This window comes from Streptomyces cylindrosporus, from assembly GCF_022698165.1.
Taxonomy (GTDB): Bacteria; Actinomycetota; Actinomycetes; order Streptomycetales; family Streptomycetaceae; genus Streptomyces; species Streptomyces cylindrosporus.
This window is the reverse complement of sequence record NZ_JALDAY010000006.1, coordinates 223,746-250,228: the sequence shown is the minus strand read 5'-3', so window position 1 is coordinate 250,228 and position 26,483 is coordinate 223,746. Positions and strand designations below refer to the sequence as shown.

At 70.0% G+C, this 26,483-nt stretch carries 30 protein-coding genes and 4 pseudogenes; 23 read left to right on the top strand and 11 right to left on the bottom strand.

The features are described from left to right. The first annotated feature begins 39 nt into the window (after positions 1–39). From MQP27_RS20960 to MQP27_RS20940, 5 genes are all read left to right on the top strand, one after another. Complete coding sequence (locus tag MQP27_RS20960) at positions 40–471, top strand: ATP-binding protein (RefSeq protein WP_242766816.1); 432 nt, start codon at positions 40–42, stop codon at positions 469–471. Positions 472–551: 80 nt separating this feature from the next. Then, complete coding sequence (locus MQP27_RS20955; protein WP_242766815.1) at positions 552–1,064, top strand: flavin reductase family protein; 513 nt, start codon at positions 552–554, stop codon at positions 1,062–1,064. 137 nt (positions 1,065–1,201) lie between these two features. Further along, positions 1,202–2,041 carry a SigB/SigF/SigG family RNA polymerase sigma factor gene (locus tag MQP27_RS20950; protein ID WP_242766814.1) on the top strand — a complete coding sequence of 280 codons (840 nt, stop codon included), beginning with the start codon at positions 1,202–1,204 and terminating at the stop codon, positions 2,039–2,041. Between the two features lie 251 nt (positions 2,042–2,292). Then, on the top strand, positions 2,293–4,212 hold the full coding sequence (locus tag MQP27_RS20945; RefSeq protein ID WP_242766813.1) for an N-acetylmuramoyl-L-alanine amidase: 1,920 nt from the start codon (positions 2,293–2,295) through the stop codon (positions 4,210–4,212). Between the two features lie 157 nt (positions 4,213–4,369). Then, the gene (locus tag MQP27_RS20940) at positions 4,370–5,218 is read left to right on the top strand and encodes a hypothetical protein (protein ID WP_242766812.1); all 849 of its coding nucleotides are present in this window, start codon (positions 4,370–4,372) and stop codon (positions 5,216–5,218) included. A gap of 66 nt (positions 5,219–5,284) precedes the next feature. On the opposite strand, the pseudogene MQP27_RS20935 reads toward MQP27_RS20940, so the two are convergent. Then, a pseudogene (locus MQP27_RS20935) lies at positions 5,285–5,485 on the bottom strand (DoxX family protein); the annotation flags it as partial. A 198-nt stretch (positions 5,486–5,683) separates the two neighbouring features. Here MQP27_RS20935 and MQP27_RS20930 point away from each other — a divergent pair. Next, positions 5,684–7,252, top strand: coding sequence for a cellulose binding domain-containing protein (locus MQP27_RS20930; RefSeq protein WP_242766811.1), 1,569 nt, complete (start codon positions 5,684–5,686; stop codon positions 7,250–7,252). A gap of 126 nt (positions 7,253–7,378) precedes the next feature. Here the strand turns inward: MQP27_RS20930 and MQP27_RS20925 are convergent, their stop codons facing one another. Continuing rightward, positions 7,379–7,834: a MarR family winged helix-turn-helix transcriptional regulator gene (locus MQP27_RS20925; protein WP_242766810.1), complete on the bottom strand. Its 456-nt coding sequence runs from the start codon at positions 7,832–7,834 to the stop codon at positions 7,379–7,381. Positions 7,835–7,959: 125 nt separating this feature from the next. On the opposite strand from MQP27_RS20925, the gene MQP27_RS20920 reads away from it, so the two are divergent. Further along, positions 7,960–8,823, top strand: a complete 864-nt coding sequence (locus tag MQP27_RS20920; protein WP_242766809.1) for an NAD(P)H-binding protein — start codon at positions 7,960–7,962, stop codon at positions 8,821–8,823. A 356-nt stretch (positions 8,824–9,179) separates the two neighbouring features. Here MQP27_RS20920 and MQP27_RS20915 read toward each other — a convergent pair whose 3' ends face one another. Together MQP27_RS20915 and MQP27_RS20910 are read right to left on the bottom strand one after the other, a co-directional pair. Next, complete coding sequence (locus tag MQP27_RS20915) at positions 9,180–9,764, bottom strand: DinB family protein (protein ID WP_242766808.1); 585 nt, start codon at positions 9,762–9,764, stop codon at positions 9,180–9,182. Between the two features lie 207 nt (positions 9,765–9,971). After that, on the bottom strand, positions 9,972–10,670 hold the full coding sequence (locus tag MQP27_RS20910; protein ID WP_242766807.1) for a TetR/AcrR family transcriptional regulator: 699 nt from the start codon (positions 10,668–10,670) through the stop codon (positions 9,972–9,974). 111 nt (positions 10,671–10,781) lie between these two features. On the opposite strand from MQP27_RS20910, the gene MQP27_RS20905 reads away from it, so the two are divergent. Then, positions 10,782–11,342: a hypothetical protein gene (locus MQP27_RS20905; protein ID WP_242766806.1), complete on the top strand. Its 561-nt coding sequence runs from the start codon at positions 10,782–10,784 to the stop codon at positions 11,340–11,342. 218 nt (positions 11,343–11,560) lie between these two features. On the opposite strand, the gene MQP27_RS20900 is transcribed toward MQP27_RS20905, so the two are convergent. Continuing rightward, positions 11,561–12,442, bottom strand: coding sequence for an SDR family oxidoreductase (locus MQP27_RS20900; protein ID WP_242766805.1), 882 nt, complete (start codon positions 12,440–12,442; stop codon positions 11,561–11,563). A gap of 96 nt (positions 12,443–12,538) precedes the next feature. On the opposite strand from MQP27_RS20900, the gene MQP27_RS20895 reads away from it, so the two are divergent. The 3 genes and pseudogenes from MQP27_RS20895 to MQP27_RS20885 all read left to right on the top strand — a co-directional run bounded on the left by MQP27_RS20895 (position 12,539) and on the right by MQP27_RS20885 (position 14,279). Beyond that, complete coding sequence (locus tag MQP27_RS20895) at positions 12,539–13,117, top strand: TetR/AcrR family transcriptional regulator (protein WP_242766804.1); 579 nt, start codon at positions 12,539–12,541, stop codon at positions 13,115–13,117. Between the two features lie 639 nt (positions 13,118–13,756). Then, positions 13,757–13,912 (top strand): hypothetical protein, encoded by a 156-nt coding sequence (locus MQP27_RS20890; RefSeq protein WP_242766803.1) that lies wholly within the window; start codon positions 13,757–13,759, stop codon positions 13,910–13,912. Next, a pseudogene (locus MQP27_RS20885) lies at positions 13,909–14,279 on the top strand (fic family toxin-antitoxin system, toxin component). The gene MQP27_RS20890 and the pseudogene MQP27_RS20885 overlap by 4 nt, the downstream one beginning before the upstream one ends. Positions 14,280–14,599: 320 nt before the next feature. On the opposite strand, the gene MQP27_RS20880 reads toward MQP27_RS20885, so the two are convergent. Further along, the gene (locus tag MQP27_RS20880) at positions 14,600–15,217 is read right to left on the bottom strand and encodes a DUF1963 domain-containing protein (RefSeq protein WP_242766802.1); all 618 of its coding nucleotides are present in this window, start codon (positions 15,215–15,217) and stop codon (positions 14,600–14,602) included. 354 nt (positions 15,218–15,571) lie between these two features. Continuing rightward, positions 15,572–15,925, bottom strand: coding sequence for a hypothetical protein (locus tag MQP27_RS20875; protein WP_242766801.1), 354 nt, complete (start codon positions 15,923–15,925; stop codon positions 15,572–15,574). Positions 15,926–16,095: 170 nt separating this feature from the next. On the opposite strand from MQP27_RS20875, the pseudogene MQP27_RS20870 reads away from it, so the two are divergent. The 3 genes and pseudogenes from MQP27_RS20870 to MQP27_RS20865 all read left to right on the top strand — a co-directional run. Then, positions 16,096–16,275: pseudogene (locus tag MQP27_RS20870) on the top strand (helix-turn-helix domain-containing protein); the annotation flags it as partial. 781 nt (positions 16,276–17,056) lie between these two features. Then, entirely contained in the window at positions 17,057–17,182 is a 126-nt protein-coding gene (locus tag MQP27_RS51020) for a hypothetical protein (protein ID WP_278196333.1), read from the top strand. Between the two features lie 55 nt (positions 17,183–17,237). Next, positions 17,238–18,128 (top strand): fructosamine kinase family protein, encoded by an 891-nt coding sequence (locus MQP27_RS20865; RefSeq protein ID WP_308289964.1) that lies wholly within the window; start codon positions 17,238–17,240, stop codon positions 18,126–18,128. Here MQP27_RS20865 and MQP27_RS20860 read toward each other — a convergent pair. Next, on the bottom strand, positions 18,085–18,465 hold the full coding sequence (locus tag MQP27_RS20860) for a hypothetical protein (RefSeq protein WP_242766800.1): 381 nt from the start codon (positions 18,463–18,465) through the stop codon (positions 18,085–18,087). The two genes, MQP27_RS20865 and MQP27_RS20860, sit on opposite strands and share 44 nt — an antisense overlap. A 352-nt stretch (positions 18,466–18,817) precedes the next feature. Between MQP27_RS20860 and MQP27_RS20855 the strand changes: the two genes are divergently transcribed. Together MQP27_RS20855 and MQP27_RS51700 are read left to right on the top strand one after the other, a co-directional pair. After that, positions 18,818–19,471, top strand: coding sequence for an LLM class oxidoreductase (locus MQP27_RS20855; RefSeq protein ID WP_242766799.1), 654 nt, complete (start codon positions 18,818–18,820; stop codon positions 19,469–19,471). Further along, positions 19,392–19,691 (top strand): integrase core domain-containing protein, encoded by a 300-nt coding sequence (locus tag MQP27_RS51700; RefSeq protein ID WP_372511262.1) that lies wholly within the window; start codon positions 19,392–19,394, stop codon positions 19,689–19,691. Before MQP27_RS20855 ends, MQP27_RS51700 begins: the two co-directional genes overlap by 80 nt. A 575-nt stretch (positions 19,692–20,266) precedes the next feature. On the opposite strand, the gene MQP27_RS20840 is transcribed toward MQP27_RS51700, so the two are convergent. Next, a complete protein-coding gene (locus tag MQP27_RS20840) occupies positions 20,267–20,977 on the bottom strand; it encodes a TetR/AcrR family transcriptional regulator (RefSeq protein ID WP_242766798.1) in 711 nt (236 codons plus the stop codon). A 59-nt stretch (positions 20,978–21,036) separates the two neighbouring features. On the opposite strand from MQP27_RS20840, the gene MQP27_RS20835 reads away from it, so the two are divergent. Beyond that, positions 21,037–21,534 carry a quercetin 2,3-dioxygenase gene (locus tag MQP27_RS20835; RefSeq protein WP_242766797.1) on the top strand — a complete coding sequence of 166 codons (498 nt, stop codon included), beginning with the start codon at positions 21,037–21,039 and terminating at the stop codon, positions 21,532–21,534. Between the two features lie 26 nt (positions 21,535–21,560). On the opposite strand, the pseudogene MQP27_RS20830 reads toward MQP27_RS20835, so the two are convergent. Next, positions 21,561–21,813 (bottom strand): annotated as a pseudogene (locus MQP27_RS20830) (IS630 family transposase); the annotation flags it as partial. A gap of 203 nt (positions 21,814–22,016) precedes the next feature. On the opposite strand from MQP27_RS20830, the gene MQP27_RS20825 reads away from it, so the two are divergent. The 6 genes from MQP27_RS20825 to MQP27_RS20800 all read left to right on the top strand — a co-directional run bounded on the left by MQP27_RS20825 (position 22,017) and on the right by MQP27_RS20800 (position 25,234). Beyond that, positions 22,017–22,202, top strand: a complete 186-nt coding sequence (locus MQP27_RS20825) for a hypothetical protein (protein WP_242766796.1) — start codon at positions 22,017–22,019, stop codon at positions 22,200–22,202. Between the two features lie 5 nt (positions 22,203–22,207). After that, positions 22,208–22,549, top strand: coding sequence for an ArsR/SmtB family transcription factor (locus MQP27_RS20820; protein ID WP_242766795.1), 342 nt, complete (start codon positions 22,208–22,210; stop codon positions 22,547–22,549). Next, positions 22,546–23,019, top strand: coding sequence for an ATP-binding protein (locus MQP27_RS20815; protein ID WP_242766794.1), 474 nt, complete (start codon positions 22,546–22,548; stop codon positions 23,017–23,019). Before MQP27_RS20820 ends, MQP27_RS20815 begins: the two co-directional genes overlap by 4 nt. A 100-nt stretch (positions 23,020–23,119) precedes the next feature. Further along, positions 23,120–23,266: a DUF6126 family protein gene (locus MQP27_RS20810; protein WP_242767144.1), complete on the top strand. Its 147-nt coding sequence runs from the start codon at positions 23,120–23,122 to the stop codon at positions 23,264–23,266. 88 nt (positions 23,267–23,354) lie between these two features. Further along, positions 23,355–23,852 carry a hypothetical protein gene (locus MQP27_RS20805; RefSeq protein ID WP_372511261.1) on the top strand — a complete coding sequence of 166 codons (498 nt, stop codon included), beginning with the start codon at positions 23,355–23,357 and terminating at the stop codon, positions 23,850–23,852. A 512-nt stretch (positions 23,853–24,364) separates the two neighbouring features. Next, the gene (locus MQP27_RS20800) at positions 24,365–25,234 is read left to right on the top strand and encodes a universal stress protein (protein WP_242766793.1); all 870 of its coding nucleotides are present in this window, start codon (positions 24,365–24,367) and stop codon (positions 25,232–25,234) included. On the opposite strand, the gene MQP27_RS20795 is transcribed toward MQP27_RS20800, so the two are convergent. Further along, positions 25,231–26,100, bottom strand: coding sequence for an SDR family oxidoreductase (locus MQP27_RS20795; protein ID WP_242766792.1), 870 nt, complete (start codon positions 26,098–26,100; stop codon positions 25,231–25,233). The two genes, MQP27_RS20800 and MQP27_RS20795, sit on opposite strands and share 4 nt — an antisense overlap. Positions 26,101–26,483: the final 383 nt, after the last annotated feature.

Below are 26,483 nucleotides of genomic sequence, written 5' to 3'. Positions count from 1 at the left end.
GTCGGCAGGGAGCCTGTCCTGTTGGAGGAGTGTTCCCGGATGCCGGATGACGCGCCCGCCGAGGTGACCGTGGCTCTGGACGGCGAGGTCGGTTGTATCGCCGACGCCAGGGCCAGGGCGTCGGAGTTCCTGGCGCGGCTCCAGTCCGAGCGGGGTCTGCCGGTGTCGGCACGCGCCATGGACCTGACGCAGCTGGTGGTCAGCGAGCTGGTGACGAACGCGCTGAAGTACGCTCCCGGCCCGGTGCTGCTGCAGCTGCGCGTCGCCGGGGGATGGGTGGAGATCGCGGTGTGGGACACCGATCCGGCCCTGCCCACGGCCCGCGCCACCGACGCCGGACGGGTGGGGCAGCACGGTCTGGAGATCGTGATGGCGGTGGTCGACGGGTTCGCCGCGCAGCGAGAGCCCGTCGGCAAGCGCATCACCGCACGCCTCGCCCTGTTCGACGACCCGGTGGGCCTCGGCGGCTGAGGCGGTGTGCCGAGGCGCGCGAGGGGCACTCGGGCGGCAGGCGGTGCGCAGGCGGCGACATGGGACGGGAGTGACGGCAGGTGCCCGAGTCCGACGCGTTCACCGACCGGCTCGATCCCGAGATGTGCGTGGTCACGGCCGCCGTCGGGGAGCGGCGGTCGGGCTGTCTGGTGGGGTTCTTCTCGCAGTGCTCCCTGGAGCCGGTGCGCTTCACGGTGTGGCTCTCCACGGCGAACCACACCTACGAGACCGCGCGTGCCGCAGGCTGCCTGGGAGTCCATCTGCTCACCCGCGACCAGCACGATCTGGCCGCCCTCTTCGGCGGCGAGTGCGGTGCCGACTCCGACAAGTTCGCACAGGTGCGGTGGACACAGGGATACGGCGGGGCAGTGGTCCTGACGGACGTGGCGGCCTGGTTCGTCGGTCGCATCGAGCGATGCCTCGACGCGGGCGGCGATCACGTCGGCTTCGTGGTCGAACCGGTGCAGTGGGGCGGGCGGCGCGAGGGACCCTTGTTGAGGCTGCGTCAGACGCTCGACATAGACCCCGGACATCCGGCGGGCCGGCCCTCGCCGACGGAGTCCGGCGGCTGAAAACGAGCGCTGACGGGTCCGACTTCGGTCACGTGCGGATCTCGCCTTGAACAAAGGCGATGGGATGAGGAATCCGGGGTATCCGGCAGCGCGAGCGGCCGACCAGCCGTGTTGAGAACGAGGGAAAGGCATTGAACATGACGGCGGCGTTGACGACCCGGGCCGGCGCGGTGCGACTGCCGGAGGGCACTGATCCTTCCCAGGTCACTCCCAAGGACGCACGGGAGTTGACCCGGCTCTTCCTGGCTCGGCTGGCCCAGCTGGAGGAGGGTACGGAAGAGCATCAGTACGCGCGCAACACGCTGATCGAGATGAACCTCTCGCTGGTGCGCTACGCCGCCGCACGGTTCCGCAGCCGGGGGCCGCAGGAGATGGAGGACATCGTCCAGGTCGGGGTGATCGGGCTGATCAAGGCGATCGACCGCTTCGAGGTGGCGCGCGAGGTGGAGTTCACGTCCTTCTCGATCCCGTACATCGTCGGCGAGATCAAGCGCTTCTTCCGCGACACCTCCTGGGCCGTCCACGTCCCGCGCCGCCTCCAGGAGGCCCGCGCGCAACTGGCGCAGGCGACCGAGGAACTGAGCAGCCGTCTGGGCCGCACGCCCACGGTCGCGGAGCTGTCGCAGCTGATGTGCCTGTCGGAGGAGGAGGTCATCGAGGCGCGCCTGGCGTCCAACGGCTACACCTCCGCCTCCCTCGACGCGGCCATTTCCACCGGCGAGGAGGGCGAGAGCGTCCTGGCGGACTTCATCGGCCGCGAGGACACCAAGCTGGAACTGGTCGAGGACTTCCACGCGTTGGCACCCCTGGTCGCCCAACTGGACGAGCGGGACCGGCTCCTGCTCCACATGCGTTTCGTGGAGGAGCGCACACAGGCCGAGATCGGCGAGCGGCTGGGGATCTCGCAGATGCACGTCTCCCGCCTGCTGAACCGCCTCCTGGCCCGACTGCGCGAAGGCATGCTCCCCACCGGCTGAGCCGCATTCCGGCCGTACGACGTCCCCGCGGGCCCCCTCGGTGATCCCCGAAGGCGGGCCCGCGGCTTGGTCAGTTGCAGAGCCGGCGGTCCTCGTGGTTGGAGCCGTTCCGTCAAGTCCCCTTTGGGCAGTCCAAGTTGACGCCAGATCGCGCCGAGCGGGATCATCCACTGCCCAGACTCCGATGGACGAAGCCCCGAGCAGGGTGCGGAGCCAGCCACCTGACCTCTCCGAGGTCCGAGGACGCTTTCATGACGACTGGAAACACCGGCCGCGCCCATGCGTCGAAGCGCCGCCGTCGCGCCCTGTCGGCCGCGGCCGCCGCGCTCGCCCTCGCAACCGGGACGGCGACGCAGGTGCCGGCACTGGCCACGGGTGACACGGCACCTTCGGCGCCCACTCTCCAACAGGAGTTCACGACCGCCGCCGACGCCTACCACGTCCCGGGTCAGGTGCTGCTGGCGGTGGCGTACCAGGAGTCCGCCTGGGAGACGCACGCCGGACAGCACAGCACGGACGGCGGCTACGGGCCCATGCACCTGACTGACGTGACCCCCGCCATGATGGCCTCCGGGGACGCGGGCGCGGTCGGCCGCGCCGAGCTGTCGAAGCTGGCCGCCGACCCCGCCCTGCACACGGTCCAGGCGGCCGCGAAGCTGACCGGCCTGTCGGCGAAGGAGTTGCGCACCGACCCGTCGGCCAACATCCGCGGCGGCGCGGCACTTCTCGCCTCGTACCAGAAGACGGTGACCGGCACCCTGTCCGCCGACCCCGCCAACTGGTACGCGGCCGTGGCCCGTTACAGCCAGTCGACCCGGCGCCCGGGCGCCCAGGCCTTCGCCGACCGCGTCTTCGCCACGGTGAAGAAGGGAGCCCACCGCACCACCGCCGACGGCCGACGCGTCTCCCTCGCGGCAGACAGCGACGTCCACCCGGCCACCGGCCAACTGGCCTCACTCGCCCTGAAGTCCGCGACGGACACCGAAACCGAGTGCCCCGCCACCGTCGCCTGCACCTTCGTCCCGGCGGCGGCCGCGAACGGGCAGGTCTCCAACCGCCCCGCCAACGGCATCCGTATCGACACCATCGTCATCCACGACACGGAGAGCTCCTACGACGCCGCCATCACCACCTTCGAACAGGCGGGCGGCGCCGCCGCGCACTACGTCATGCGCTCCTCCGACGGCGCGGTGACGCAGATGGTGCCCACCAAGGACCTCGCCTTCCACGCGGGCAGCTACTCCACCAACATGCACTCGATCGGCATCGAGCACGAGGGCTACGCCGCGCACGGCGCCACCTGGTACACCGAGGCGCAGTACGAGGCCACGGCCGACCTGGTGAAGTACCTCGCCGCGCGCTTCGGCATACCGCTGGATCGGCAGCACATCATCGGCCACGACAACGTCGCCGGACCCAGGTCGTCCCTCGTCTCCGGCATGCACTGGGACCCGGGCCCGTCCTGGGACTGGAACCACTTCATGAGCCTGCTCGGAGTGCACGCCATGCAGCACGGTGTCGGCCCTGTCGGCTCGGTGGTCACCATCGCTCCGCGCTTCGACGACAACCCGCAGACGGTCCAGATCTGCCCCGCCGACGACCCGACCGGCGCCACCACGGTATGCACCGAGACGCAGCAGCCCGCGAACTTCGTCTACCTGCACACCGAACCCGCCGACACCGCCCCGCTCTTCGGGGACCCGGCGATCCACCCGGGCACGGCCGGCACCGACCGGATCAACGACTGGGGCAGCACGGCGGTGGCGGGACAGCAGTTCGTGGTCGCCGGGCAGGACGGCGACTGGACCGCCATCTGGTACAGCGGCGCCAAGGTGTGGTTCCACAACCCGGACGGCTGCAACACCACGCCGGCCCACGGCGTGAAGGTGATCGCAGCGGCCGGCACCTCGCCGGTGGCGGTCTACGGCTCCAGCTACCCGGACGCCGGCGAGTACCCGGCAGCCCTGTCTCCCTCGACGCAGGCCGCGCTGAGCATGTACGTGGTCCCGCCCGGCCAGGCCTACGTGGCCACAACGGCACCGTCCCTCACAGACGACTTCTTCCCTTCCAGCGGCACGGTCGTCACCGGCGCCAAGGCGATGTACACCGTCCAGTACAACCACCGGGTCGCCCTCGTGTACGCCACGGACGTCACGGCCACGGACAGCTGACGGCGCACCGCCGAGTCGGCAAGCTCCCTCGCCCATTACGCACTTATTGCACAAAGGATCTTCACTGGTTCCGAACCGAGTTCGTAGGATGCGGAGATCAACAGGCCCGACCGGAGGGAGACTTCGGCGGGCCTCTCAGGTTCCCGTGGGGGGATTCATGCGTATACGCGCTGCCGCCGTCATCGTCTCCGGTGCGGCGGTCCTGTCCGCGCTCACTCTTCCGGCCACCGCCCAGGCGTCGGAGCACACGGACGCGCCGGCCAAGCTCAGATCGTTCGCCTCCAACTCCGTACGGCCGAAGGACTCGTTGGGCAACACCAAGTTCTCGAACGCGGTCATCAACGGCGGCAAGGACATCGTCCTCGGCGTCACCGGCACGAAGTCCGTCACCGTCACCTACACCGCCACCGACCAGAACGGCGTCGCCCTCACCGAGGCCTTCCTGTGGCAGGGCACCGACAGCTCGACCACGGACGGCATCACCGGCGGCCTCGGCACGGACGACGACCCCACCTGCACCGAGACCGCCACCCAGGGCGTCTACAACTGCAAGGCCGTCTTCAACATCCACCCGGCCACCGACATGAAGGACAACGGCGTCGCCGGGAAGTGGAAGCTGTTCCTCGGCGCATGGGACCTGTACGCGAACGCCAGTTACAACGACGACGTCGCCACCACCGCGATCAAGAAGGCCTCCACGCTGACCGCCGACGCCACTCCCGAGCCGGTCAAGAAGGGCAAGACCATCACGGTCACGGGCAAGCTGGCCCGCGCGAACTGGTCGACGGGCAAGTACGCCGGCTACGCGTCCCAGCCCGTGAAGCTGCAGTTCCGCAAGAAGGGCAGCAGCACCTACACCACCCTCAAGACGGTGAGAACCAACAGCACCGGCGTCCTGAAGACCACCACCAAGGCCACGGTCGACGGCTACTACCGCTATGCCTTCGCGGGCACGGCCACCACCGCCGCGTCGACAGCGCCCGGCGACTTCGTCGACGTCAGGTGAGCGGTTAGGGGCCGGAGTCGAGGGGGCACGACCGCCCCCTCGACTCCGTGCTTCCTGCACAGATCATTAAGGGCCGTGGTAAGCCAGGCCCAGGACCAGCGCGGCCACGGCGGTGACGAGGAACACGATCCCGCCGACGATGTTGCGGGAACCGACCCGCAGGTGGGCGATGACGGCGCCGATGAAGTAGAGCACGAGGCAGGCGGCGGCCAGGGTTCCCAGAACGGGCACGGCCGGCCCGGCGAGCAGCCCCGCGGTGCCTGCCGCCCGGATGGTGCTGCCGGGCGGCCCGTTGCGAGATGCCCTTCCCCTGAAGACGGATCAGCGACCCGATTTCGTGACAACGGAACGCCGGGCTTGACCAATGGCGCTGCCGCTCGGTACGTACATGTCAGAGATTTGGTATGGACCAATCATGTGCGGCCTCGCGCGCCTCCCCGGCGCCCAACCCCCCAGGAGTCAGCAATGCGAAGACTCTCCGCACCCCTCGTCCTGCTCATCGGAATGCTCCTCGCCGTCCTCGCCCCACCCGCCACCGCCGCGGGAACACCGACCGCGAGCTTCTCCAAGACCTCCACCTGGGACGGCGGCTACCAGGGCGCGTACACCATCACCAACTCCGGCGGTACGACGCTGTCCTCCTGGACCGTCGAGTTCGACCTCCCCTCGGGCACCACCGTCGGCTCGTACTGGGACGCGCTGCTCACCCGGACCGGCACCCACGTCACCTTCAAGAACCGCGAGTACAACGGCACCCTGGCACCCGGCGCGTCCGCGACCTTCGGCTGGGTCTCCACCGGCACCGGCACCCCCGCCAACTGCAAACTCGACGGAGCGCCCTGCACCGGCGGCTCCGGAGCCGACACCACACCGCCCGCCGTCCCGGCCGGCGTGACCGTCGGATCCGCGACCGGCTCCTCGCTCACACTGCGCTGGACCGCCGCCACCGACGACTCCGGCTCCGTCGCCGGTTACGAGGTCTCCCGCGACGGCGGCACACCAGTCCTCGTCACCGCAACCTCGTACACAGCCACGGGACTTCAGCCGAGCACGACCTACTCGTTCCGCGTCCGCGCCCGCGACGCGGCGGGAAACCTCTCCGCCTACAGCACCGCCGTCAGCGGTACGACATCTGCGGGCGGCGACCAGCAGCCCGGCTCGAGCCTGTCCACCGCGCCGTACGTCGACATGGGCGCCTGGCCCACCCCGAGCATGCCCGAGATGGCCACGGCGAGCGGACTCAAGAACTACACCATGGCCTTCATCACCGCCTCGGGCTGCAAGGCGATGTGGTTCAACGCCTATGACCCGCGCGACGGTTGGGCCAAGGACCAGATCGACGACCTGCGAGCGAACGGGGGAGACGTCAAGGTCTCCTTCGGCGGCGCCAGCGGGATCGAACTGGCCCAGGCCTGCGGGTCGGTGGACGCGTTGTTCGCCGAGTACGACGCGGTCGTCTCCGCCTACGGCCTGAAGTACGTCGACTTCGACATCGAGGGCGCCGCCACCGCGGACCCGGCCTCCGTCACCCGCCGCTCCCAGGCCCTGGCACGCCTGCAACAGGCCCACCCGGGCCTGCGGATCTCGCTGACGCTGCCGGTGCTACCGGAAGGCCTCACCGCGGACGGCCTGAACGTGGTCAAGTCGGCGCGAGACGCCGGCGTCGACCTCGACGTCGTCAACGTCATGGCCATGGACTACTACAGGAGCATCGACTACGGCGACGCGGCGGTCCAAGCCGCCCAGAGCACGTTCACCCAGCTCAAGTCGCTCTACCCCGGCCGGAGCGACGCCGAACTCTGGGCGATGATCGGCGTGACGCCGATGCTCGGCCAGAACGACGACGGCCACATCTACGACCAGTCCGACGCACGCCAACTGGTCGCCTTCGCCCAGTCCCGACACTTGGGCGAACTCGCCTTCTGGGAATCCACCCGCGACCGCAACGCCTGCACCGGAGCCCTGTACCAGTGCACCAACATCCCCCAGTCTCCCTACGAGTTCGCGAAGATCTTCGCCACCTACACCGGCTGAAACTCCGTCAGCACACCGCCGCCAGACGGGAAGTACACGCCTGACTTCTCGAAACGGCCCCGGCCGGTCCGAGCCGACACGTCGGCGTCGGACCGGCCGGGCCCCCGGCAGGGGGGCGTGGGAGCGTCAACTGCTGGCAGAGTCCCCGTAGTCGATGGGCTCGCTCAGTAGCTCACTCGCCGCCCGGTGGACCTTCGCCAGGGCGTTCAAGAGGGCTTCGCGTTCGGTTTCGGTGAGGTCCGCGGTGACCTTCTCCTCGATCAACCGCCGTTCCGCCTCGACCGGTTTCTGCAGCGCACGCCCCGCGTCGGTGAGCCAGAGCCGGACGAGGCGGTTGTCCCGGTCGTCGCGGCGACGGGTGAGCAGCCCGGCCGCCGTCATCCGGTCGGCCATCTTGACGACGGTGGGCGTCGTGACGTTCAGCGCGGCGGCGACTTCGCCGGGCGTGCTGCCGTCCCGCTCCCACAGCACGGCGAGCAGGTAGTTCTGTCCGACGTGCAGCCCATGGCGCCGCATGGCCGCGTCGGCCAGGGCCCGAAGCACCTTCGACGTTCTGCCGTGCAGGTCAAGGAACTCTGACATCGCGGCCTTTCGGTGATGTGCGGGAGCGGACGCCCGAGCCGCAACCAACTCGGTTGACGGCTAATCGTTCACCGGCTAACGTTCCCTCGAACTCGATAGACGGCAAACGACTTTGGGGAGCCACGATGATACTGGTCACCGGAGCCACCGGGAACATCGGCCGGGAACTCACCCGCGAACTCGACGCGAAGGGCGCGAAGTTACGTCTCCTCGTCCGCGACCCCGCCCGCGCCGCACGACTGCCCGAGCGCGCCGAACGCGCCGTCGGCGACCTGGGGGAACCCGCGACACTGGCTCCGGCCTTCGCGGGCGTCGACAAACTCTTCCTGCTCACACAGGGCATAGGCACCGACTACACCGCCGCCGCCATCGCCGCCGCCCAGGCCGCCGGGGTGCAGCATGTCGTGCACCTGTCCTCCTTCCACGTCACCTTCGACCCGATTCCCGCCATGGGGCGCTGGCACCACGAACGCGAGCAGATCATCCGCGCCTCCGGTATCCCCGTCACATTCCTGCGGCCCGGCGGCTTCATGACCAACGCCCTCGACTGGCTGCCCACCATCCGCGAGGGAAACTACGTCCTCGACCCGGTCGGCCCGGGCCGCTACGCCCCGATCGACCCCGCGGACATCGCCGCGGTCGCCGCCCTCGCCCTGACCGAGGCCGGTCACCAGGACAAGGAATACGTGCTCACCGGCGACGAGATGTTCACCGTCGCCGAGCAGGTCCGCATCATCTCCGAGACGATCGGCCGCAACATCGAGGTCCGGGAAACGGCCACAGCGGCCGAGGCCGTACGGTTCCGCTTCCCCAACGGGGCACCCCAGGCACTCGCCGACGCCATCACGGAGGGCTTCACCCTCATGCGCGCCGACACCGTCGGGTTCCGGACGGACACCGTGGGGCGGCTGCTCGGACGCAGGCCGCGAACTTTCGCCGACTGGTGCGCGCGCAACGCCGACGCGTTCCGACGGCCCGAAAACGCCTGAACCGACGGACGACCACGCCCCCTTCCGCCAGACCGAAGGCGCTGCGGGCACCCCGCCCGGCCGAGCGTCGTCAGCGAGGACGAGAAGACCTCCGTCCAGGACCGCTGCCGCTGCCACTCCACTCCCGCTCCTGGCCGGGCCAGAGCGATCCCCGTGAACCACACCTACGGAGCGTGTTCTGGATCGCGGACAACGGCTCCTCCCACCGCGGGAAGAAGGCCGCCGACCGACTGACCGAACACGCTGTTGGTCCACCCCCGCCGTGCGGGCCTCCAGTGGAAGTCCCTCCGCCTCCGACCTGGACGATCGACTGTCCAGGCTCGACCGGCACGGCAGCAAGGGCAACCTCTAAGCCCCTAAGCCGTGAGTGGTGCGGCCGACCTGGCGGCCCGCTCGATCTTCGCGCAGTAGGCTGCGCGCGCGTCCGCGTCGATCTTCTCCTCGTATTCGGCGCGCATCCCGGTCCGCCCGTCGAGGCCCTCGCGCAGGATGTCGGCGTGCCCGGCATGCCGGACGGTCTCGCCCAGGACATGGACCATGATGGCGAACAGGTTCGCGTTGCGATGAGGCTCCGGCCACCACGGCACGTGGCCGGGGGAGTCGAGGCGAAGCTCGTTGATCGTGGCGTCCGAGTGCTCCCACGTGCGCCGATAGAACGCGATGATCTGATCGCGGCTCTCGTCCTCGGTCGCCCACAAGTCGCTGCCGTCGTAGTCGTCCCACCGGGGCAGCGGTTCGGGGGAGGGGCGGTCGAAGACCTCGCCGAAGTACCTGGCCTCGACGGTGGCCACGTGTTTGACCAGGCCGAGGAGGTTGGTCCCGGTCGCCGTCAAAGGTCGGCGGGCGTCGTACTCGGACAAGCCGTCGAGTTTCCAGAGCAGCGCCTCACGGTCTCGGCGCAGTCTCCCGTGCAGGTTGTCTTTAGCGAATTCATCGATCATGCGGCATGAGCCTGCCATGGGCCGCGCACGGTCTCAAGATCCTCTACGTCGCCGTCGCTCCGACCCGCCACCTGAAGCTCGCGACAGGTGCCACGTGAGACAACCCAGAACTTGATCTGCACGTCGATCCGTAACTGGCTCTGCACGCAAGCAAGTACGCCGACACCCACTCGGTGCTCAACGCGGCCGGTGGAGCGCCAACTGTGGTCACCCGCCGGGGCGCGGCGAGCACTCGATGTCGGAGACCGTCGGCACCGCGGAGGAGGCCTGACCGGATGCGGATGCCGAGGTGGTGCCCTCGTCCTGTCCGCGGGCGGTATGGATCCGCAGCAGTCCGTCGATGCCACGCAGCAAGGTCTCGCCGGCCAGGACGGGGTCGCCGAGGTAGCCGGCGCTCATCGCGCCGTCGCGGAGCATGACGAAGTGCCGCCCGGCGTGATCGGCCTGCGCGGCTGTGATCTCAGTGAACAGTGCGGTGATCGTCTGAAGGAACCATGCGCGGTGTTGCACAACGGCACGGTGAACCGGATGGTCGGGATCGGGGAATTCCGCTGCCGCGTTGAGGAAGGCGCATCCGCGGTAGCCGGGCGAGCGGATCTGGTCGACCAGGGACGCGCCGATGCCCCGCAGGATCGCGTCGGGCGGCAGGTCCGCGGCCGTCAGGGAGCCGATCTGGGTACGGATCGCCTGGTCGACGCTTCCGATGTAGGCGACGGCAAGGTCTTCCTTGCTGGGGAAGTGGCGGTAGAAGGTGGCGTTGGTGACCTTCGACTCGGCGACCAGGCGGTCGACGCCTACCCTCTGAATGCCCTCCGCGTAGAAGAGCTGCCCGGCGGTCTTCAGGAGCCGTTCGCGAGCCTCGGAGACTCGCCTGCCGCTGCCTGTGCCGACTTCCGTCTTTGCCATACGGCCCACTATAGAGGGTAGAACGCTCTCTCTTGTCTTCGCAGATTGGCTGTGCCAGGCTGCAAACAAGAGAGACCGTTCTCTCTACTTCGCAGATACTGGAGAACCCCTATGGCATCCACCACTGCCTCCGCCACGCCCACCGCCGCCGTACCCGCCCTGCGCCGGCTGTACGTCATCCGCTTCGCCTTCGCCGCCGCCTGGGCCGCACTCCTGCTGGTGTCCGGTGATGAACTCACCGTCGGTACGAAGGTGCTCCTGTTCCTCTACCCCGCCTTCGATGTCGCCGCGGCCGTGGTCGACGCCAGGTCGGCGCGCGCCGCTGGCCTGGTCAAGGGCCTGTACGCCAACATGGCCGCCAGTGCGCTCGCCGCCGTCGGCGTCGTGATCGCCGGCGCCTCCGGCGTGGCCGACGTACTGCGCGTCTGGGGCGCGTGGGCGGTCGTTTCCGGCCTCATACAGCTCCTGGTGGGCGTCGCGCGCCGCCCGATGGGCGGCCAGTGGGCCATGATCCTCAGCGGCGGCATCTCCGTCCTCGCCGGCGCGAACTTCATCCGAAGCGCCACTCAGGACGACCCCTCACTGGCCACCATCGCCGGCTACGCCGCGCTCGGCGGCATCTTCTTCCTCGCCTCGGCGATGCGCCTGTCCCGCTCGATTCCCAGGACCTGAGGGCCGGTCGCGCTCCTGGCCGCGATGCACGAGGTCGGCACCGGCCCCCTGCTCGACGCCACCGGCGCCGGATCCCTCGTCCTCTCCCGCTGGTCGGCAACCTCATCACGGCCGCCGGGGAGCTGCTCAACTGGGAGGTCAGGATGCAGTCGGGTGTGGACGGGGACCTTGCCCTGCCGACTGGGACCTCGCAGCGCGCCGGCCTCGTCGTCCAGCGGTCAGGCCTGGATGTTCTCGAGGTCTTCCAGCAGGCTCGGGTGCTTGGGCTGCCAGCCCAGCGCCTGCCGGGTGTGGGCGCTGGAGGAAGGCTGGTCGCCGGCGAAGATCTCGCCGAGGGGGCCGTAGGTCTCCGCCGGCACCGAATCGACCGGCAGACCCAGCCGCCGCCCGATGACGGCGGCGATGTCGCGGACCTGGTCCCCCTCGTCGGCCACGGCGTGCCAGGAGGTACCCGCTTCCGCCTGCTCCAGGGCGAGCCGGAAGAGGACCGCCGCGTCGAAGGCGTGCACGGCCGGCCAGCGCTGTGTGCCGTCGCCGGGATAGCCGGAGACCCCGGTCCGCCGTGCGATGTCGGTGAGCAGACCGGCGAACCCGCCCGCCCCCTGGTTGTGGACCGTGCGCGGCAGGCGTACGGCACTGCTGCGGACCCCGCGCGAGGCCAGGCCCAGGACCGCGGTGACCGCGCGGGCACGCCCGCCGACCGGCCCCTGCGTCATCAACGGGTCGGCCTCGGTGGAGGCCCGGCCGGGAACGCGGGGCGTTCCCGAGGCGGTGACCAAGGGGCGGTTGCTGCCGACGAGTTCCTGGCCGAGGGTGGCGAGGGCGCCCCCCTCCTCGGCGACCGCCTTCGCGAGCGTGTCGGGGCTGCCGAAGGCGTGGTCGAACGCGAGATGGATTACCCCGTCGGCCTGGGCGGCGCCGGCGCGAAGGACGTCCAGGTCGGCGAGGGCGCCCCGCAGCGGCTCGGCACCGGCCGCCTTGACGGCCTGCGCGGACGCGTCGGAGCGGGCGAGCGCGAGAACGGTGTGGCCGCCCGCGAGCAGTTCCGCGACGACCGCGGAACCGATCAGACCGGTACCGCCGGTGACAAAAACGTGCATGGGAAGGCTCCCCAACAGGTGACGAGTGATGGGACTCTTGTCCCATCACTCTACCGCAGTGACGGGACAAGAGTCCCATCACCTAGGATGGTGACCATGGCCAGATGGGAACCAGGCGCACGCGAACGCCTCGTCGTGGCTGCCGTCGACCTGTTCACCGAGCAGGGGTACGACGCCACGACGGTCGCGCAGATCGCCGAGCGCGCCGGCGTCACCAAGAGCACCTTCTTCCGGCACTTCCCCGACAAGCGCGAGCTGCTGGTCGCCGGACAGGAGACCCTGAGCCGACTGCTGACCGAGGGAATCGCCGACGCACCGGACGACGCCAGCCCCCTCGAAGCGGTCGCCGCCGGTCTCGAGCGCGCCTCGAGCGCGATGGGCCCCATGAATCGCGAGCTCGCCCCTCGCCTGAAGGCGGCCGTCGCCGCCAGCACCGAACTCCAGGAGCGCGACGCCCTCAAGAGCGTCAGTCTCGCGGCCGCGATGACGACCGCTCTGGTCGCCCGCGGCACACCTGATCCGACCGCGGCGCTGGCCGGAGAGCTGGGCGTCCTCGCCTTCAAGCGGGGATACGCCCAGTGGTCGGAGGGCGACCGTGACGCCAAGGACAACCTCGCCGACTACACTCTGGCGGCTCTGGACGAACTGCGTGCAGCGAGCGCCTCGCTGGGCTGACCGGCCAGGATCGCCGACTGTTCACCGAACCGCGGCGGAAGGCGCTTCTAAAGAGCAATGTGGCTGCCGACCTGCTCACTCCCATGTTGCGCGGCGCGAGGGCCGGGGCGGCAGCGTCGGGGCGCCGCTGTTTCGGCAGTTTGCGTGATGGCCCTGGACGACCTCATCTCCAGGGAGAACCCAGCCGCGCGCTCCCAGGTGTCGCAGCCGCGCTGCCCCGGCCGTCACGATACGGCCCGGCCCGGGCGGCATTCCGGGCTTGCCCGGCAGCGGCAGTCGTCGCCGAGCCGGCCTTCTCCCAGATCCGTCGGCCACGGAACTCGTCATCGCCGATCGGAGCGTGACCGGCCATCCGCGGGACGTCGTGCGGGTCTGCTTACGATGCGGAGGAGATCGAAGCCCGTTCGTCGTCTTAGCACCGGACGGGAAGTTGAACGGGAAGGGGCCATGGATCTGCGGCAAATGGAGGTCGTGGTCCGACTTGCTCGATCGAGTGAACGTGTTGACCGGCCGATCCCCCGCTCGTGTTCAAGCGGACATGGCCGGTGCAGCCACTCCGGCGACACCGCCCGCACGCCTGCTACCACCCTGCTACCCTCTTGCGCCGCGGCCGCCCGCGGCCTGGACTTCAACCGCTACGTGGAGCGGCTGATCATCGAAGACACGACCGGTGCCCGGGCTGCCGGCATGGCCGCCGCGCAGCGCCTCATCGACGAGCACGGCACCTTCCTCGACGATCTGGAGCAGCAGCTCGACGCCCCCTACGCCAAGCCACGGCCGGGTACCGCCGCGTGATCTTGCACGTCGGCGAATCCTGGATCCTGGAAGTCGCCGAACGGGCAGGCCACGGTGAGCCCGGCGTCGACGACTGTGGCGTGCCGGTCGCCGCCGTCGCTCGCCACCGTGGCGAACTCCTTGAGCGACCCGTTTACGACGGCCCCTGCGCCCGCGCTGCCGCCCTGGCCCACACCCTCGGCCGCTGCCGCTGGCTGGAGCGCTCCACCTGGCCGTCGCCTGCGCCGTCGCCGTGATGTACCTCGAAGCCAGCAGCATCCCGGTGAACCCGACCCGCGAGCAACGGACCGCGCTCGCCCACGAGTTGAAAAGCCCGCATTCCACCGTCGCCGGGATCGCCGCCATGCTGCGCGCGTGGAAGCCCTGACCTGGCTGAGCCGAGCCGCGCAAGGGCATGCGATCCGTCGGCGGCCGCCGTCTCGTACACCGGCCGAACGCCGGGCCGTGGACTGCGCGACCTGCCGTCCTGCGTGCGCTGGGGGCCTCCGTGACCGACGTGCCCCTGGGAAACGCTGTCCATACTCGCGGCACGTCGCCTGGATCAGGCCGACGACCGTGAGCTGCGGGAACGTTGAAGTGGCCCGCCCAACGAGTGGTTCAGCAGGTAGGAGGAGCGTTCGACCCGGTCCTGACCAGCGAGGCCGGCATTGATCTTTCCTGGACGGGCCGGTGGTTTCCCGGTTCGGGTCAGGTGTCTTGGATGAGGAGGCGGCCTTGTGTCGCGTCGGGGGAGACGAATGCGAATGTGGTGGGCGCGGCGCCGAGGTTGAGGTGGAACGGCTGGAAGTTGGGGCTGAGCTGCAGGGCCAGTGTCCAGGGCCCGTTGTCGGGCCAATCGTCGTCTTGGAAGAACGCGGGTGTTCCGCCGATCTTGTCGCCGCTGATCTGTTCCCAGTAGTGCGCGTGATCGTCGGGCGGCGGTGTGCCGGGCTGGTGCTGGGGCCGGAAGTCGGGGTCGGTGTCCGGGATGAGCTGGAGGGCGTATTCGGCGTCGGACCCGTCATCGGCGTGAAAGAGGGTGGGGCCAGTGGCTGTCGGGAGCGTGGGACCGTGGTAGGCGCCTCCCGGTTGCACGATGATCGCGTTCGCGCCCTCATCGGGGAAGGCGGTGTCGGGGTCGAAGAAGGTGTCGTCGCCGTGTTGCGCGTGCGTGATGAAGACGTACGCCAGTCTGCCTCGCCCCGCCTCGCCGAGTACGGTCTCGAGATCGATCTGGCAGATGAAGCGCATCGGCTCGTCCCAGGCGTCGTTGACCGGCCACTGCGGTTCGCACAGCCACACCGGCTGGCCTCCGAACTTGGTCACCGGATCGGTGATCGGCGCCGGGGCTGGAACGAATGCCTCGATCCTCAACGTGCTCACCATGAGTGCCCTCTTCGTCGTGTCGGTCCAGGCGGCGAGGGGACCGCACGGGCCGGGTTCCGCCGCCCTTGGCGCGTGGCTGGTCCATCGTGCCAGGGCGGCGCCGGCGCCAGGCCGCAGGTTCCTGAACGGCAACGGTTCCTGACGGTGCGGGAGACTGGGCACATGGCTGCTCCCGCGTCGCATGCCTCTGCCGACTCGCAGTGCACTTCGGTACGGGACTGATCCGCCGTTCCCTCACTCTCACCCCGGAGGGTCGGCGATGCCTTCGACATGGTCTCTCTTGGGCCGCGAGGCCTACGGCCAGTTCCTCAAGGGCGGCCCACAGACTCCCCCGGCCACCTCCAGGCGGCTGAGCCGTCGCACCGCGGCCAGGACATACGTCGCATCGGTACGCTGCCGCCCGCCGGCCTTCAGCAATCCAGCCTCGGTCAACCGCTTGAGCATCACACGCACCATCCGGTCCGCCGCGTCGCCTTGCACCAGGCGGGCGCGGAAATCGCTCAGCAGCGAGTAATCGAACCTCGGCGAACTGGAGCACCGACACCAGCGCGAGCTGCCCGGCGAGAACCCGAGCCGCCCATCAGCGGGACAGAGATCCGCGAACTCCTCGTCCTCGAACAGCACATCGAGACGATTCCGCACCAGCATCGCGGAGGTTCCCTTCGCCGAAGATCACCAACAGAGTCACGGCATTGGGCCTGACGACCTCGTGCACCGTTGGCCGTGGCTCGTGCCCAGGCAGCTCGTTGAACTGAGCATGATGGGGGTTGGGGCACGTGAGGCACGAGCGGCTTCAGGCATGTCTGGCGGACGAGCCGCGGCGACGGGCTGTAGGAGCCGGAGCGAAGCACAAGTGCGTGTTCGTCGACCGGCTGCTGGCCACACCGGTGAATCTCCGCCGCGGTACCACTCACGACGTACTGGCCCGCTCGTTCGGTGTGGACCGCTCCACCATCACTCGTGCCATCGGCGAGGTGCGGCCCCTGCTCGCGCAACGGGCGGGCGTGTGCTGTTCCGCTGCCCGGTCCAGCCGGGGAAGCTGCGCCGACATCGGTACACGCCGCCGTCGCCCAGACCCGGCACTTCCTCACCGTCATGCTGGACGAGGTCAGTGCGGTCCAGCAGCGCGGCGGCACCCTCAAGGAAGCCTTCCGGGCCACACACGCCGCGCTCGTCGACCGCTACGGCGGCTGGCCCATCTTCGAGCACTGCCTGCCCTTCGACGTCTCCCGCGTCTGGGACGAACTCGGCGGCGTCGAACCCGGTGATCTGGACCGCCGAGCGCGACCGCGAGGTCTGGGCCGCCCTCCAGTACTGATCACGCCGGACGGACCAGGAAGCAGCGATGCTGTGTTACCAGCGGGCGGGCCGCCTCCCGCCGAAGCGGCACACGCAACACCGGCGTCCCGACGGCGGGTTGTACTACGAGGAGCCGATGGGGAGGAGGGTGGCGTGCCCGCACGGCGGCGGCTTTCCAGGACTTCATCCGGTACGAATTCACGGTGCAGGAGGCTGTAGGGGTAGGCGACCTGCCGCGCATCGGCTCGGCAAAAGCCGCACTGACGGCACGGAATTCTCCCGCGGCCAGTGGCAGAAGCTGGCGCTCGGCCGCGCGTTCATGCGGGACGGGCCTTTGCTGACGGTGTTCGACGAGCCGGTCTCCGCTCTCGACGCCGAGGCGGAACACGTCCTTTTCCAGCGTTATGTCGCTCAGGCCGGAAGGTCGGCGACGGACGGTGGAGCACCCTGTTGGTTTCTCACCGTTTCTCCACCGCGGGAATGGCGGATCTCATTGTGGTGGTCGCGGACGGTGCGGCCGCCAAGGCCGGGGATCACGTGACGCTGTTGAGGAGCGGCGGACTGGAGGCGGGACTGTACTCGCTGCAGGAACGCTGCTGCCGGTGAATGTATCCGGAACCGCTCCCTGGTGCCCACGGAGGAAATGTGATGTGATTTCCGAGTGTCTGACGGGGAGATACTCATCAAGCGTCTTCATGAAGCGGGCTACGCAGCCGAATCCGTGGAAAAGGCCTCCGGGGGAGTGGTCGCGATTGCCGGAATGGTGACTTTGGCGGATGATTCCCAGCTCTTTGCGAAAACGCTTCTCGGACCGGACCGGGACATTTTTCCGATCGAGGCCGCCGGCCTGAGGGAGCTGCGTGAGACCGGCGGGGTGCTCACTCCGAAGGTGCTGCACGCCTCGCCCCGGCTGCTGGTGCTGGAGAGGATGCGGCCACGCCCGGACGACGAGGCGTTCTGGGAGCGGCTCGGCCGGGCAGTCGCCGTCCTGCACACCTCGACGGCCGCCGACCGGTTCGGCTGGCACCGTCCGGGCTGGCTGGGCCGGCTGCGCCAGGACAACACCTGGGACAGCGACGGCTACGCCTTCCTCGCGGAGCGCCGCATCCTTCGCTGGCTGTCGGAACCCCTGGTCGAAGCGGCGTTCGATGCCACCGAGTGCCGGGCCCTGGAGCGACTGTGCGCGGCCCTGCCCGACCTGGTGCCGCAACGGCCCCCGTGTCTGACACACGGTGACCTCTGGCAGGAGAACGTCGTCTCGACTGCCGTCGGGGAACCGGTACTGATCGACCCCGCGGTGTCCTACAACTGGCCCGAGACCGACCTCAGCATGCTGTGGTGCTCGCCGCGCCCACCCGCCTCGGAGCGCTTCTTCGCCGTCTACCAGGAGATCGCGGGCATCGACGACGGCTGGCGGGAGCGGATGGAGATCTTCCACCTGAGGGAACTGCTGAGCACCATCGCCCATGACGACGACGACTGGGGAGCCGCCGAAGCCGTGCGAAAGATCATCGCCCCGTTCCGGCGCAGCAGCGGGCCGACACGGGTGTGAGCGCCGTCCGATACCGGCGTCGCGGGCCGGCGGTCGTCACGGCGTCCCCGCCCTGCCGGGCGGCGTGGTAGGCACGGAACCAGTGCTCCAACTCCGGCCCCGCGAAGCGGAATTGGGGATCGTCCACAACGATCCTGCCGTCGTTGTCGTCGAGATGACCGATGAAGCGTTGTGGCTCGCCCACGATCGACCGGTGCACCAGGCGCCACTCGCCGGACGAGTAGGCCGTCCAGGCGTAGTGCTGGCCGAGGTCGAACTCGACCGTGCCCCGGGCGAGGGCGAGCCGGTCGGCGGTCTGTCGTAGACATGGAATTCGTCGAGGTCGGCGACGATCCACCAGCCGTCGGGGCAGGAGCTCATCTGCTTCCGGATGAGAGCGGCATCGAGATCCTCATGCCAGGGTGCCACACAGATGTTGGCGAATTCGAGTTCGACCCCCGCATCACCTCCACGGAAGAATTCAGGTCCGGATCGCCAAGGATTTCCACATGGCGTATCACGTGGAAACTCTCGGTTCCCAGCCCACGGTAATGATCCAGGAAATAGGGCAGCCAAGAAAAATCGCCGCAAGGCGCCGCTGTGCGATGCAGCGCCCTGCGGGGCGGGGGGACGTAGGAAAGCGAAGTCGCGAATAGGATGGTTTCTGGCGCACGAGGCATGGCAGCCGGAGGCTGCTGGTCCGGCATGGAATGCTGGCCGAATCTGCTGGATTCGACGCGCTGGTGGTGTCCGATCATCTGCAGCCCTGGACGGGCAACGGCGGAGTGGCCGGGTTCAGCTGGGCGAGCTTGGGGGCGCTGGCCGCGTCCACCCGGGCGGCGACGCTGATGACCGCGGTGGGCATGGGCCAGGCGGTCAACGAGCTGCCGCTGCTGGACGCCGCCCTGCCGCCGTACCGGGACCGGCTGGCGCGCACCCAGGAGGCGCTTTGGCTGATGGACACGCTGCTTTCGGGCGCCGAGGTCGAGGTCGACGGCGGCCGCGGGAGGCCTGGCGGACAGGGTGATCACGTCCGTCAAGGACATCGGCCACACCCGCCAGACCGTTGTGGACGTGGCCCGGAGTGCGCCTCCGCAGCGGGCCGTCGGCCGACCCGGCTCGTTCTCACCTGCTTCCTCGTCCTGGCTGGCGGCGGCGACGAGGCGTGGGAGGCCCTGCGGCTCTGGCGCGGCATGCGCACCCCGCGCCGCATGGAGGAGAGCAGCCCGCGCCGGCCGCGCGAGGAGGCCGACGCGCTGGGCCGCGACGGCGTGCTGCGGCGGTTTGCGTCGCGAGAAGCTGGACCACTCCGGGCCCTTCGCCGACCCGGCCGCCGCACAGACCGCGATCGATGCGTGGGTTGACACCTACAACCACACCCGTCCCCATCAGTCGCTGGAGATGGCCACCCCGGCCCAGGTGTTCCGGCCGCACACGATCACGTCCGGTGCCTCGGCACCCTCGGCCCCGTTGGCGGCGGAGCCCGCGCCCGCGCCCTCCGAGCCCATGCGGCTTCCAGTGCTGCCGGCCCCAGTTCGTCCGAGGAGAGCGCCCCGATCCAGGCAGTGGAGTTCGAGGCGCTGATCAGTCCCGGTCGACACGTGACGCTGCCGCAGGGGCAGAGCCTGAAGTTCAGCCCGAACCTGGTCGGCCGGACCGTCACGGTCTGGGTCAGCCACCGCACCGTCCATGTCCTGCTCGACGGTCAGCTCGTCCGGACCCGCTCGATGGCCTTCGCCGACGCCGACCTTCAGTGGCTGATCATGCCGGGCGGCCGGCCCGGCGGGCCCGAGCCTCGGGGCGGCGTCAGCGCGGACAAGCCCCTGGCGCCCGCAACGGTGGTCGAGGCCGAGCGCAAGGCGTCCAAGGACGGCATGGTCTCGCTCGGGCAGACCCCCGTCGCCCTCGGCCCCGAACTGATCGGCGAGCGCGTCATCCTGCGCTTCGACGGCAGCATGACGTACGTCATCCACCCGGACCTCACAGAGCTCAAGACCGAGCAGTGGCGAGCCAAGGGGTACGTGCGTCTGCTGCCGCAGGACGAGGCGGGACTGGCGGCGCACGCCCGGATCCGCGACGACCGCTGCGCTGCGGCCGATCAGGTCCTCGGGCGTCCGCTCCGGGTTGGTGACCGTGGTACCGCCCATGCGGTCACCGCGCTACGCGTTGTCTTCGTTCCGTACGGCGCTGCCGTGCGCGGGCCTGGGGTCGTCGAGGCCGAGGCCGTGGTGCATCTGGTCGGCGATCCAGGCGGTGTATTCCTGCTCGCTCCAGCCGCACGCCCGGACCAGGGACTGGTAGTGGGAAGGATCGTTGAACATCCACACGACGTCTACGGCGCGCTCGCGATCGAGGGGGCGCGGCCCGGGTTCAAGTGCCTCGATGAGGTCGATCACCATGGTGGCTCCCGCGCGCCGGTTGCGCTGCATCGTCTCCCACAGGTCGGCCGGCTCGGGACCTTCGTCAGCGGCCCGACGCACCGCCTCGAAGACCTCCGCGGCGCGCCCGCCGATGATGCGGCAGACCTCGGCATAGGCGTCCAGGACCGCCTGTGGGGTCCGTCCTTCCCGCACGGGCCGGAACCAGGGGCGCTCGGCCACCGGCACGGGCTCGTCGTCGCCGGCCAGGGCCTGGTCCACCACCTCGCGGAGCAACGCGGCCTTGGAGCCGAAGGCGGCGAAGACGGTCGGCCGCGCCACCGCGGCGTTTGCGGCGATGTCGGCAAAGGAAGTGGCCGCGTAGCCGCGGGCGACGAAGAGCCGGTTCGCTGCCGCGACGATCGCCTGCCTGGTCTGCCGGGCCCGCTGGTCCCGCAACGGCGAGTCGTACCGGCGCCGCCCGCGGCCGGCCGCACTGCTGTTGACGCCCATGAACCGACATACTACCGTCATATTCACTAGACGTCGTCTATCCAATGGGGGAGGCGGCCATGCCGTCCGTCAACCGTCCCTATGTCCTGGCCGGCTCCGAAGGCCAGGCGCTGTGGTTCCTCGGCAACCTCGTCACCGTCAAGGCCACTGGAGCGCAGACCCGAGGCCGGCTCACCGTGGCGGAGTTCCTCAACCCGGCCGGTTTCGCCCCGCCCCTGCACCGGCATCTGGAAGAGGACGAGATGTTCTACGTCCTGTCGGGCACGGCCCGTTTCCTGTGCGACGGGGAGGAACTCACCGCCTGCCCGGGGGACTTCGTGCTTCTGCCGGTGGGTCTGCCCCACACGTTCGTCGTCGGCTCCGAGGAACCCCTGCGCTGCCTGCAGATCACCACACCGTCCGGCTTCGAGGACTTCGCCAAGGATGTCGGCGCCCCGGCCCAAGAACGTCGGCTCCCCGACCCGGGGCCGTTCGACCCCGCGGCCCTCGGCCACACCGCGGCACGCCACCACATCGAGATCCTCGGCCCGCCGCCGAACGCCCACACCGGCGCGTAGCCGCACGGGCGTGCCAGGTTCGGGCCGCGGCGGGGCTCTCGGCGCTGCGCGGCCGGCACCTCCTGATGGATGGCGTTGGCGTTGTAGCAGCGCAGACAGGCGTGGAGGGCCTGGGTCTGCGCGGGGCTGCTGCGGTGGTTTGACTTGGCCAGGGTGAACTGTCGCTGCGGGCCGAAATGGGTCTCGATCGGGTTGGCCCAGGGTGCGTAGACCGGGGCGCCGTCGGGTCGGGCGGCCTCGGATCGACCTCAGCGCCGCCAGGGTGTTGGCGGTGCCCCGGGCGTGAACCGTGGAGAGAGGCAATTCCGGCGCCACGGTCACCCGACGAAGCCCGCTCGCGCGTAACGGGGGCCAACGCCGTCCGCCGCCATCGAACACAGCCCAACCGGGGGAGGCGGGGACGCCGCCGTCCACTACTCTTGAAGAGTTCTTCAATTCGTTAGTTGCTGTGTAAGCCAAGTCGTAAGGGGAGGTGGTCCTCGGTGGGCGGTTTCGCCGAGGCCGTACTGGAGCGGGTGCACGCGGCGCGTACCGCACTGTCGGCGGCTCTGGCAGCCGAGGACGCCTACGAAGTGGCCGTGGCTCAGGACGAGCTGGACGACGCGCTGCGGGTGGCACGGCGGCACGGCATCGACGTGGATTCCGCCGCAAAAGCGGGCGAGAGGTGATCGGGATGCCGGTTCCGCTGTACGAGGCGAAGGCCGAGTTCTTCCGGATGCTCGGCCATCCTGTGCGGATCAGGGTGCTGGAGCTGCTGCAGGACGGCCCGAAGCCGGTGCGCGACCTGCTGGCGGCGATCGAGGTCGAGCCGTCGAACCTGTCGCAGCAGCTGGCGGTGCTGCGCCGCTCCGGGATCGTCACCGCCACCCGCACCGGTTCGACGGTCGTCTACGAGCTGTCCGGCGGCGATGTGGCCGAACTGCTCGCCGCCGCCCGGCGGATCCTGGCCACCTTGCTGACCGGCCGGCAGGACTTGCTGGACGAGCTGCGCGCGGCGGGGGCGGGGCGGCGGTGAGCGGAGTGGGAGGATTCCGGCCGCCGTGGCGGCGCGGTCGGCCGACAGCGGCCGTCGAGCACGTGCTGCCCGCGGTGCAGCGGCACATCGCCTCGTTCCGGCCCGGGCCCGAGGCGGTGCGCCGGGCCCGGGAGACGGTGGCCGAGCGTCTGCCCGCCGTTGGTGTCGCGCCGGGCTCCGCGTTCGCGGACGCGGTGCTGCTGGTGGTCAGCGAGCTGGTGGTGAACGTACTGCGGCATGCGCCTCGGTCGCCGGTGATGGACGTGGGGATGACGGGCGCGGCCGGGCAGCTGGTCGTCAGCGTCGCGGACGCGGAGCCAAGATTGCCGGATCTCAGCGAGGCAGGCATGGGCGCGGGGCTGCGGATGGTGGCCGAGCTGGCCGCCGACTACGACGACGACGTCAGCGCGGAACCCGCCGTCGACCACGACGGCAAGGTCGTCCTCGTACGGTTCAGCGTTCCGTCGTAGAGGCGCGGACATCAGACATGGACATCACGAAAGGCAAGGAGGCAAAGCCGTGAGCGATGAGGCGCCCGAACAGCCCGTCGGCGCCCCCGGCAAGCGGCCCGTGGGGAAGGCCAAGGTCACCAAGGACCGGGAGTGGCGGATCGAGCGCGGTGTCGCCATGCGGGCCGGCTTCTACATCTTCGGCACTCACCTGTTCGCCGGGTTCGTGTGGCTGCTCTTCTACCTGGGCGAGCACGCACACAAGTGACCCGCGTACCCGGCCGGTGAAGACGATCGACCCGAACCTGCCAGACCGTACCGGGACGGGTTCGGTGCGCAGAGAGGAACGGCCTGAAGTGATCGCTGTTGTGGGACACCCTGATCTCACCGCGCCCACGCTGGCAATGCTGGAGGAGGAGTTCTACTGGCGGCTGGCCGAGTTCGCGCGGGTGGGCAAGGCGGGGCTGGTGCGGGCCGGGCAGGGACTGCCGGTCGCCTTCGGCAGGGCCGCCCGCGCCGCGGGACTGAAGCTGGTGACGGCCCTGCCTTCGCGCAACGGCGTGCCCGAGGTCCTGGAGCCCTACGATCGCAGGGCCGCCGGTGAACTGCTGCTGCTCTCCGAGCAGGTGCGGCTGCTGGAGTACGACCCGTCCGACCCCGGCGCCTGCCGCGGCGCCGACGAGAATCTGCTGCGCTCATGCGCCCTCCTGCTGGCGGTGTGGGACGGCTCTCCTGCTGACGGCCGGGACGCCACGGCTCATCTCGTGGCGTTCGCCCGCGGCAGCGGCGTGGACTTCGAGGTGCTGTGGCCCGAGGGGGCCGACCGTATGGGACGGGGCGAGGGGATGTCGTGATCCCAGTCCTGCTCCGTGAGCGCGTGATCAAGCGCCTCGGGCCTCGTCCGGAGCCTGTCTGAATTCCTTCATGCCCTGGTCGGTCGTTCCAACCGTTGGGCAGCCTGTTCCACCAGTGGAAACGGCATGGTTGGCCTGTCTCTTCGGGCCCTGGATCCATGAGTGCCAACGTGTCGCCGCCGGACCGTCGGGTACCCGATCGGTGCGGCAGAACGCCACCGACTGGCAGCGAGCCTGGAAGGCGCGAAGACCTCGGGAGGAGCTGAGGCGATGCCGACGCGACTGATGGACCGGCAGGATGTGTTCAGGCTCGCCGAGGACGCCGTCACGAGCCGAGGGGACCGTCGAGGACGCCATCCGGCCGGGTCCGACGACCGTGCTCGCCGGTGAGCCTCTCGGCGGGCTGATGACGCGTAGGACGCGGGCTGGAGTGGAGAGCGTTCCGGTCACCGATCCGGAGGGGCGGCCCTCCCCGCCTCCTGGCGCGTCCACACCGAGCCCCGGGACTCGCGATGACCGGCGCTGAGCGTGGCGTCGTGGTCGTCGGCGTCGACGAGGGGTCGTACTCCTGGCTCGCGGTGGACTGGGCCGCTGCGGAGGCGGAGCGGCGCGGCTGCGGGCTGAGGATCGTCCACGCCGTCGGTCGGGAAGTGGACGCCGGGTACGGTGAGCCGCTGGAGCTGGGTCTCACGGAGCGGGCCATGCAGGCGGCCGTCGGCGTGCTCGACGACGCCCGGGCGCGGCTCACGGCCGGTCATCCGGGCGTGCTCGTCGAGACCGAGGCCGCGCGGGAGGATCCGGCCGGGGCGCTGATGAGCGCGGCGCAGGACGCCGGTCTGATCGTGGTGGGCACGCGAGGGCGCGGCGGTTTCGCCGAGCTGCTGCTGGGTTCGGTGAGCCGGAAGGTGACCGCCCATGCCGACCGGCCGGTCGTGGTGGTCCGCGGGGACGCCGTGCAGCCCGTCGGCAACGGCATCGTGGCGGGCGTACACGACGAGCGGGACGAGGCAGCGGTACGGTTCGCGCTCGTCGAGGCCGAACTGCACCGGGCCGATGTGCGGCTGGTCCACTCCTGGACGCCGCTCGCCCACACCGGCCTCGTGACGTCGCAGGTCAGTCATATCGAGCAGGAGCGCGACGCGCACACCCAGCTGCTGCACCACGCCGCGCGTTCCGTCATCGAACACCCGGCGGTTCACGTGGACGCCGAGCTGACCGTCGACTCGGCCGCCGCGGCTCTGGTGAAGGTGTCGGACGGGGCCGGGCTGGTGGTGCTGCCGCGCCATCCGGTCGAGAGCAGGTTCGGGCTGCCGCTGGGCACGGTGGTGCACGCCGTCCTGCATCATGCGCGCTGCCCTGTCGCCGTCGTCCCCGTGGGCTAGCGCGGCCCGTCCGAGGGAGCATGCCGTGACAGCTCGCTGAAGTACTGCCGCAGCGACCGCGGCTCGCGGCCCAGAACGGCGCGCAGCACGAGCGGGTTCCCGCCGGCCAGTCCGTGTCCGGCGTAGTGGGTCAGCATACGTACGAGGCCGTCGTGCTCGGGCCCGGCGGGGAGCTGCGCCGCGAACCGCGTCGCGGAGACCTGCTCCGCCTCGATGTGCCGGTCCAGCACCTCCCCTGCGACGGCGGCGGTCTCCCGGCCGTCGGGCATGCCGGGTGCGCACAGTTCGAAGGTGCCGTTGCGCAGCTCGTCACCGGTCATGGCCAGCGCCGCGGCCTCGGCGACGTCCCGGTAGTCGACCCAGCAGAACCGGGCGGTCACCGGGTAGGGCATCGGCAGTCGGCCGCGCTCGACCACCTCCCGCCAGGCCGGTGCCCAGTTCTGCATGAACCTCGCGGGCTGCAGCACGGTGAAGTCCATGCCGGAGTCGTACAGCGCCTCCTCGACGGCCAGCTTCGTGGTGTGGTTGCCCAGCGCGGAGATCGACGGGTGGATGACACCGGAGAACACGAACTTTCGGACGCCGGCGGTGCGGGCGGCCTCGACCATCGCCACCCCCATCGCGGCCTCGTCCGGGGCGAACGCGGGACCGATGTGGAACACCCCGTCGACGCCGTCCACCGCGGGCGGCAGGCTGTCCGGGTCGGCGAGGTCGCCGACCACGGTCTCGGCCGCCCCGCGCCGCAGCGCGACGTCGGCACGCGCCGCGTCACGCACCAGCGCGCGTGCGGTGACACCCCTGGCAACCAGCTCGGGCAGCACCGCGCCGGCGTTCCGGCCGGTGGCCCCCACCATCAGGGCCTTCACGTCGTCCGTCCTTCCTGCCGTAGTGGGGCGGTCGTCGATACGCCTCGCCTTCCCCCGGATGAGCCGTTTCAGGCAGTTTCGCTGCTGCCCTCTGCCGGTCTCGCAGCACGACCCCGAATCGACGTCGGGGGTGGTGCGGGGCCGGTTCTCACGCGTACCGCGCACAGGATGCGGAACGCACGCGCCGCGGACGGCGCTCGTTCCTTTCCGGCCTGTCCGTATCGGGAGGCGATGATGACTTTGACGCCTGGCAGCGGTCCGCCCGGACCCGGCGGCGCAGAGTTCGGCTCCGGCCCGCCGCCCGAGAACTGGTGGTACGTGGAGGAGTGGCCCCGGCACATGCGGGCGCTGGCCAGCCGGAACGTGCCCGACAGCCGCCGGGG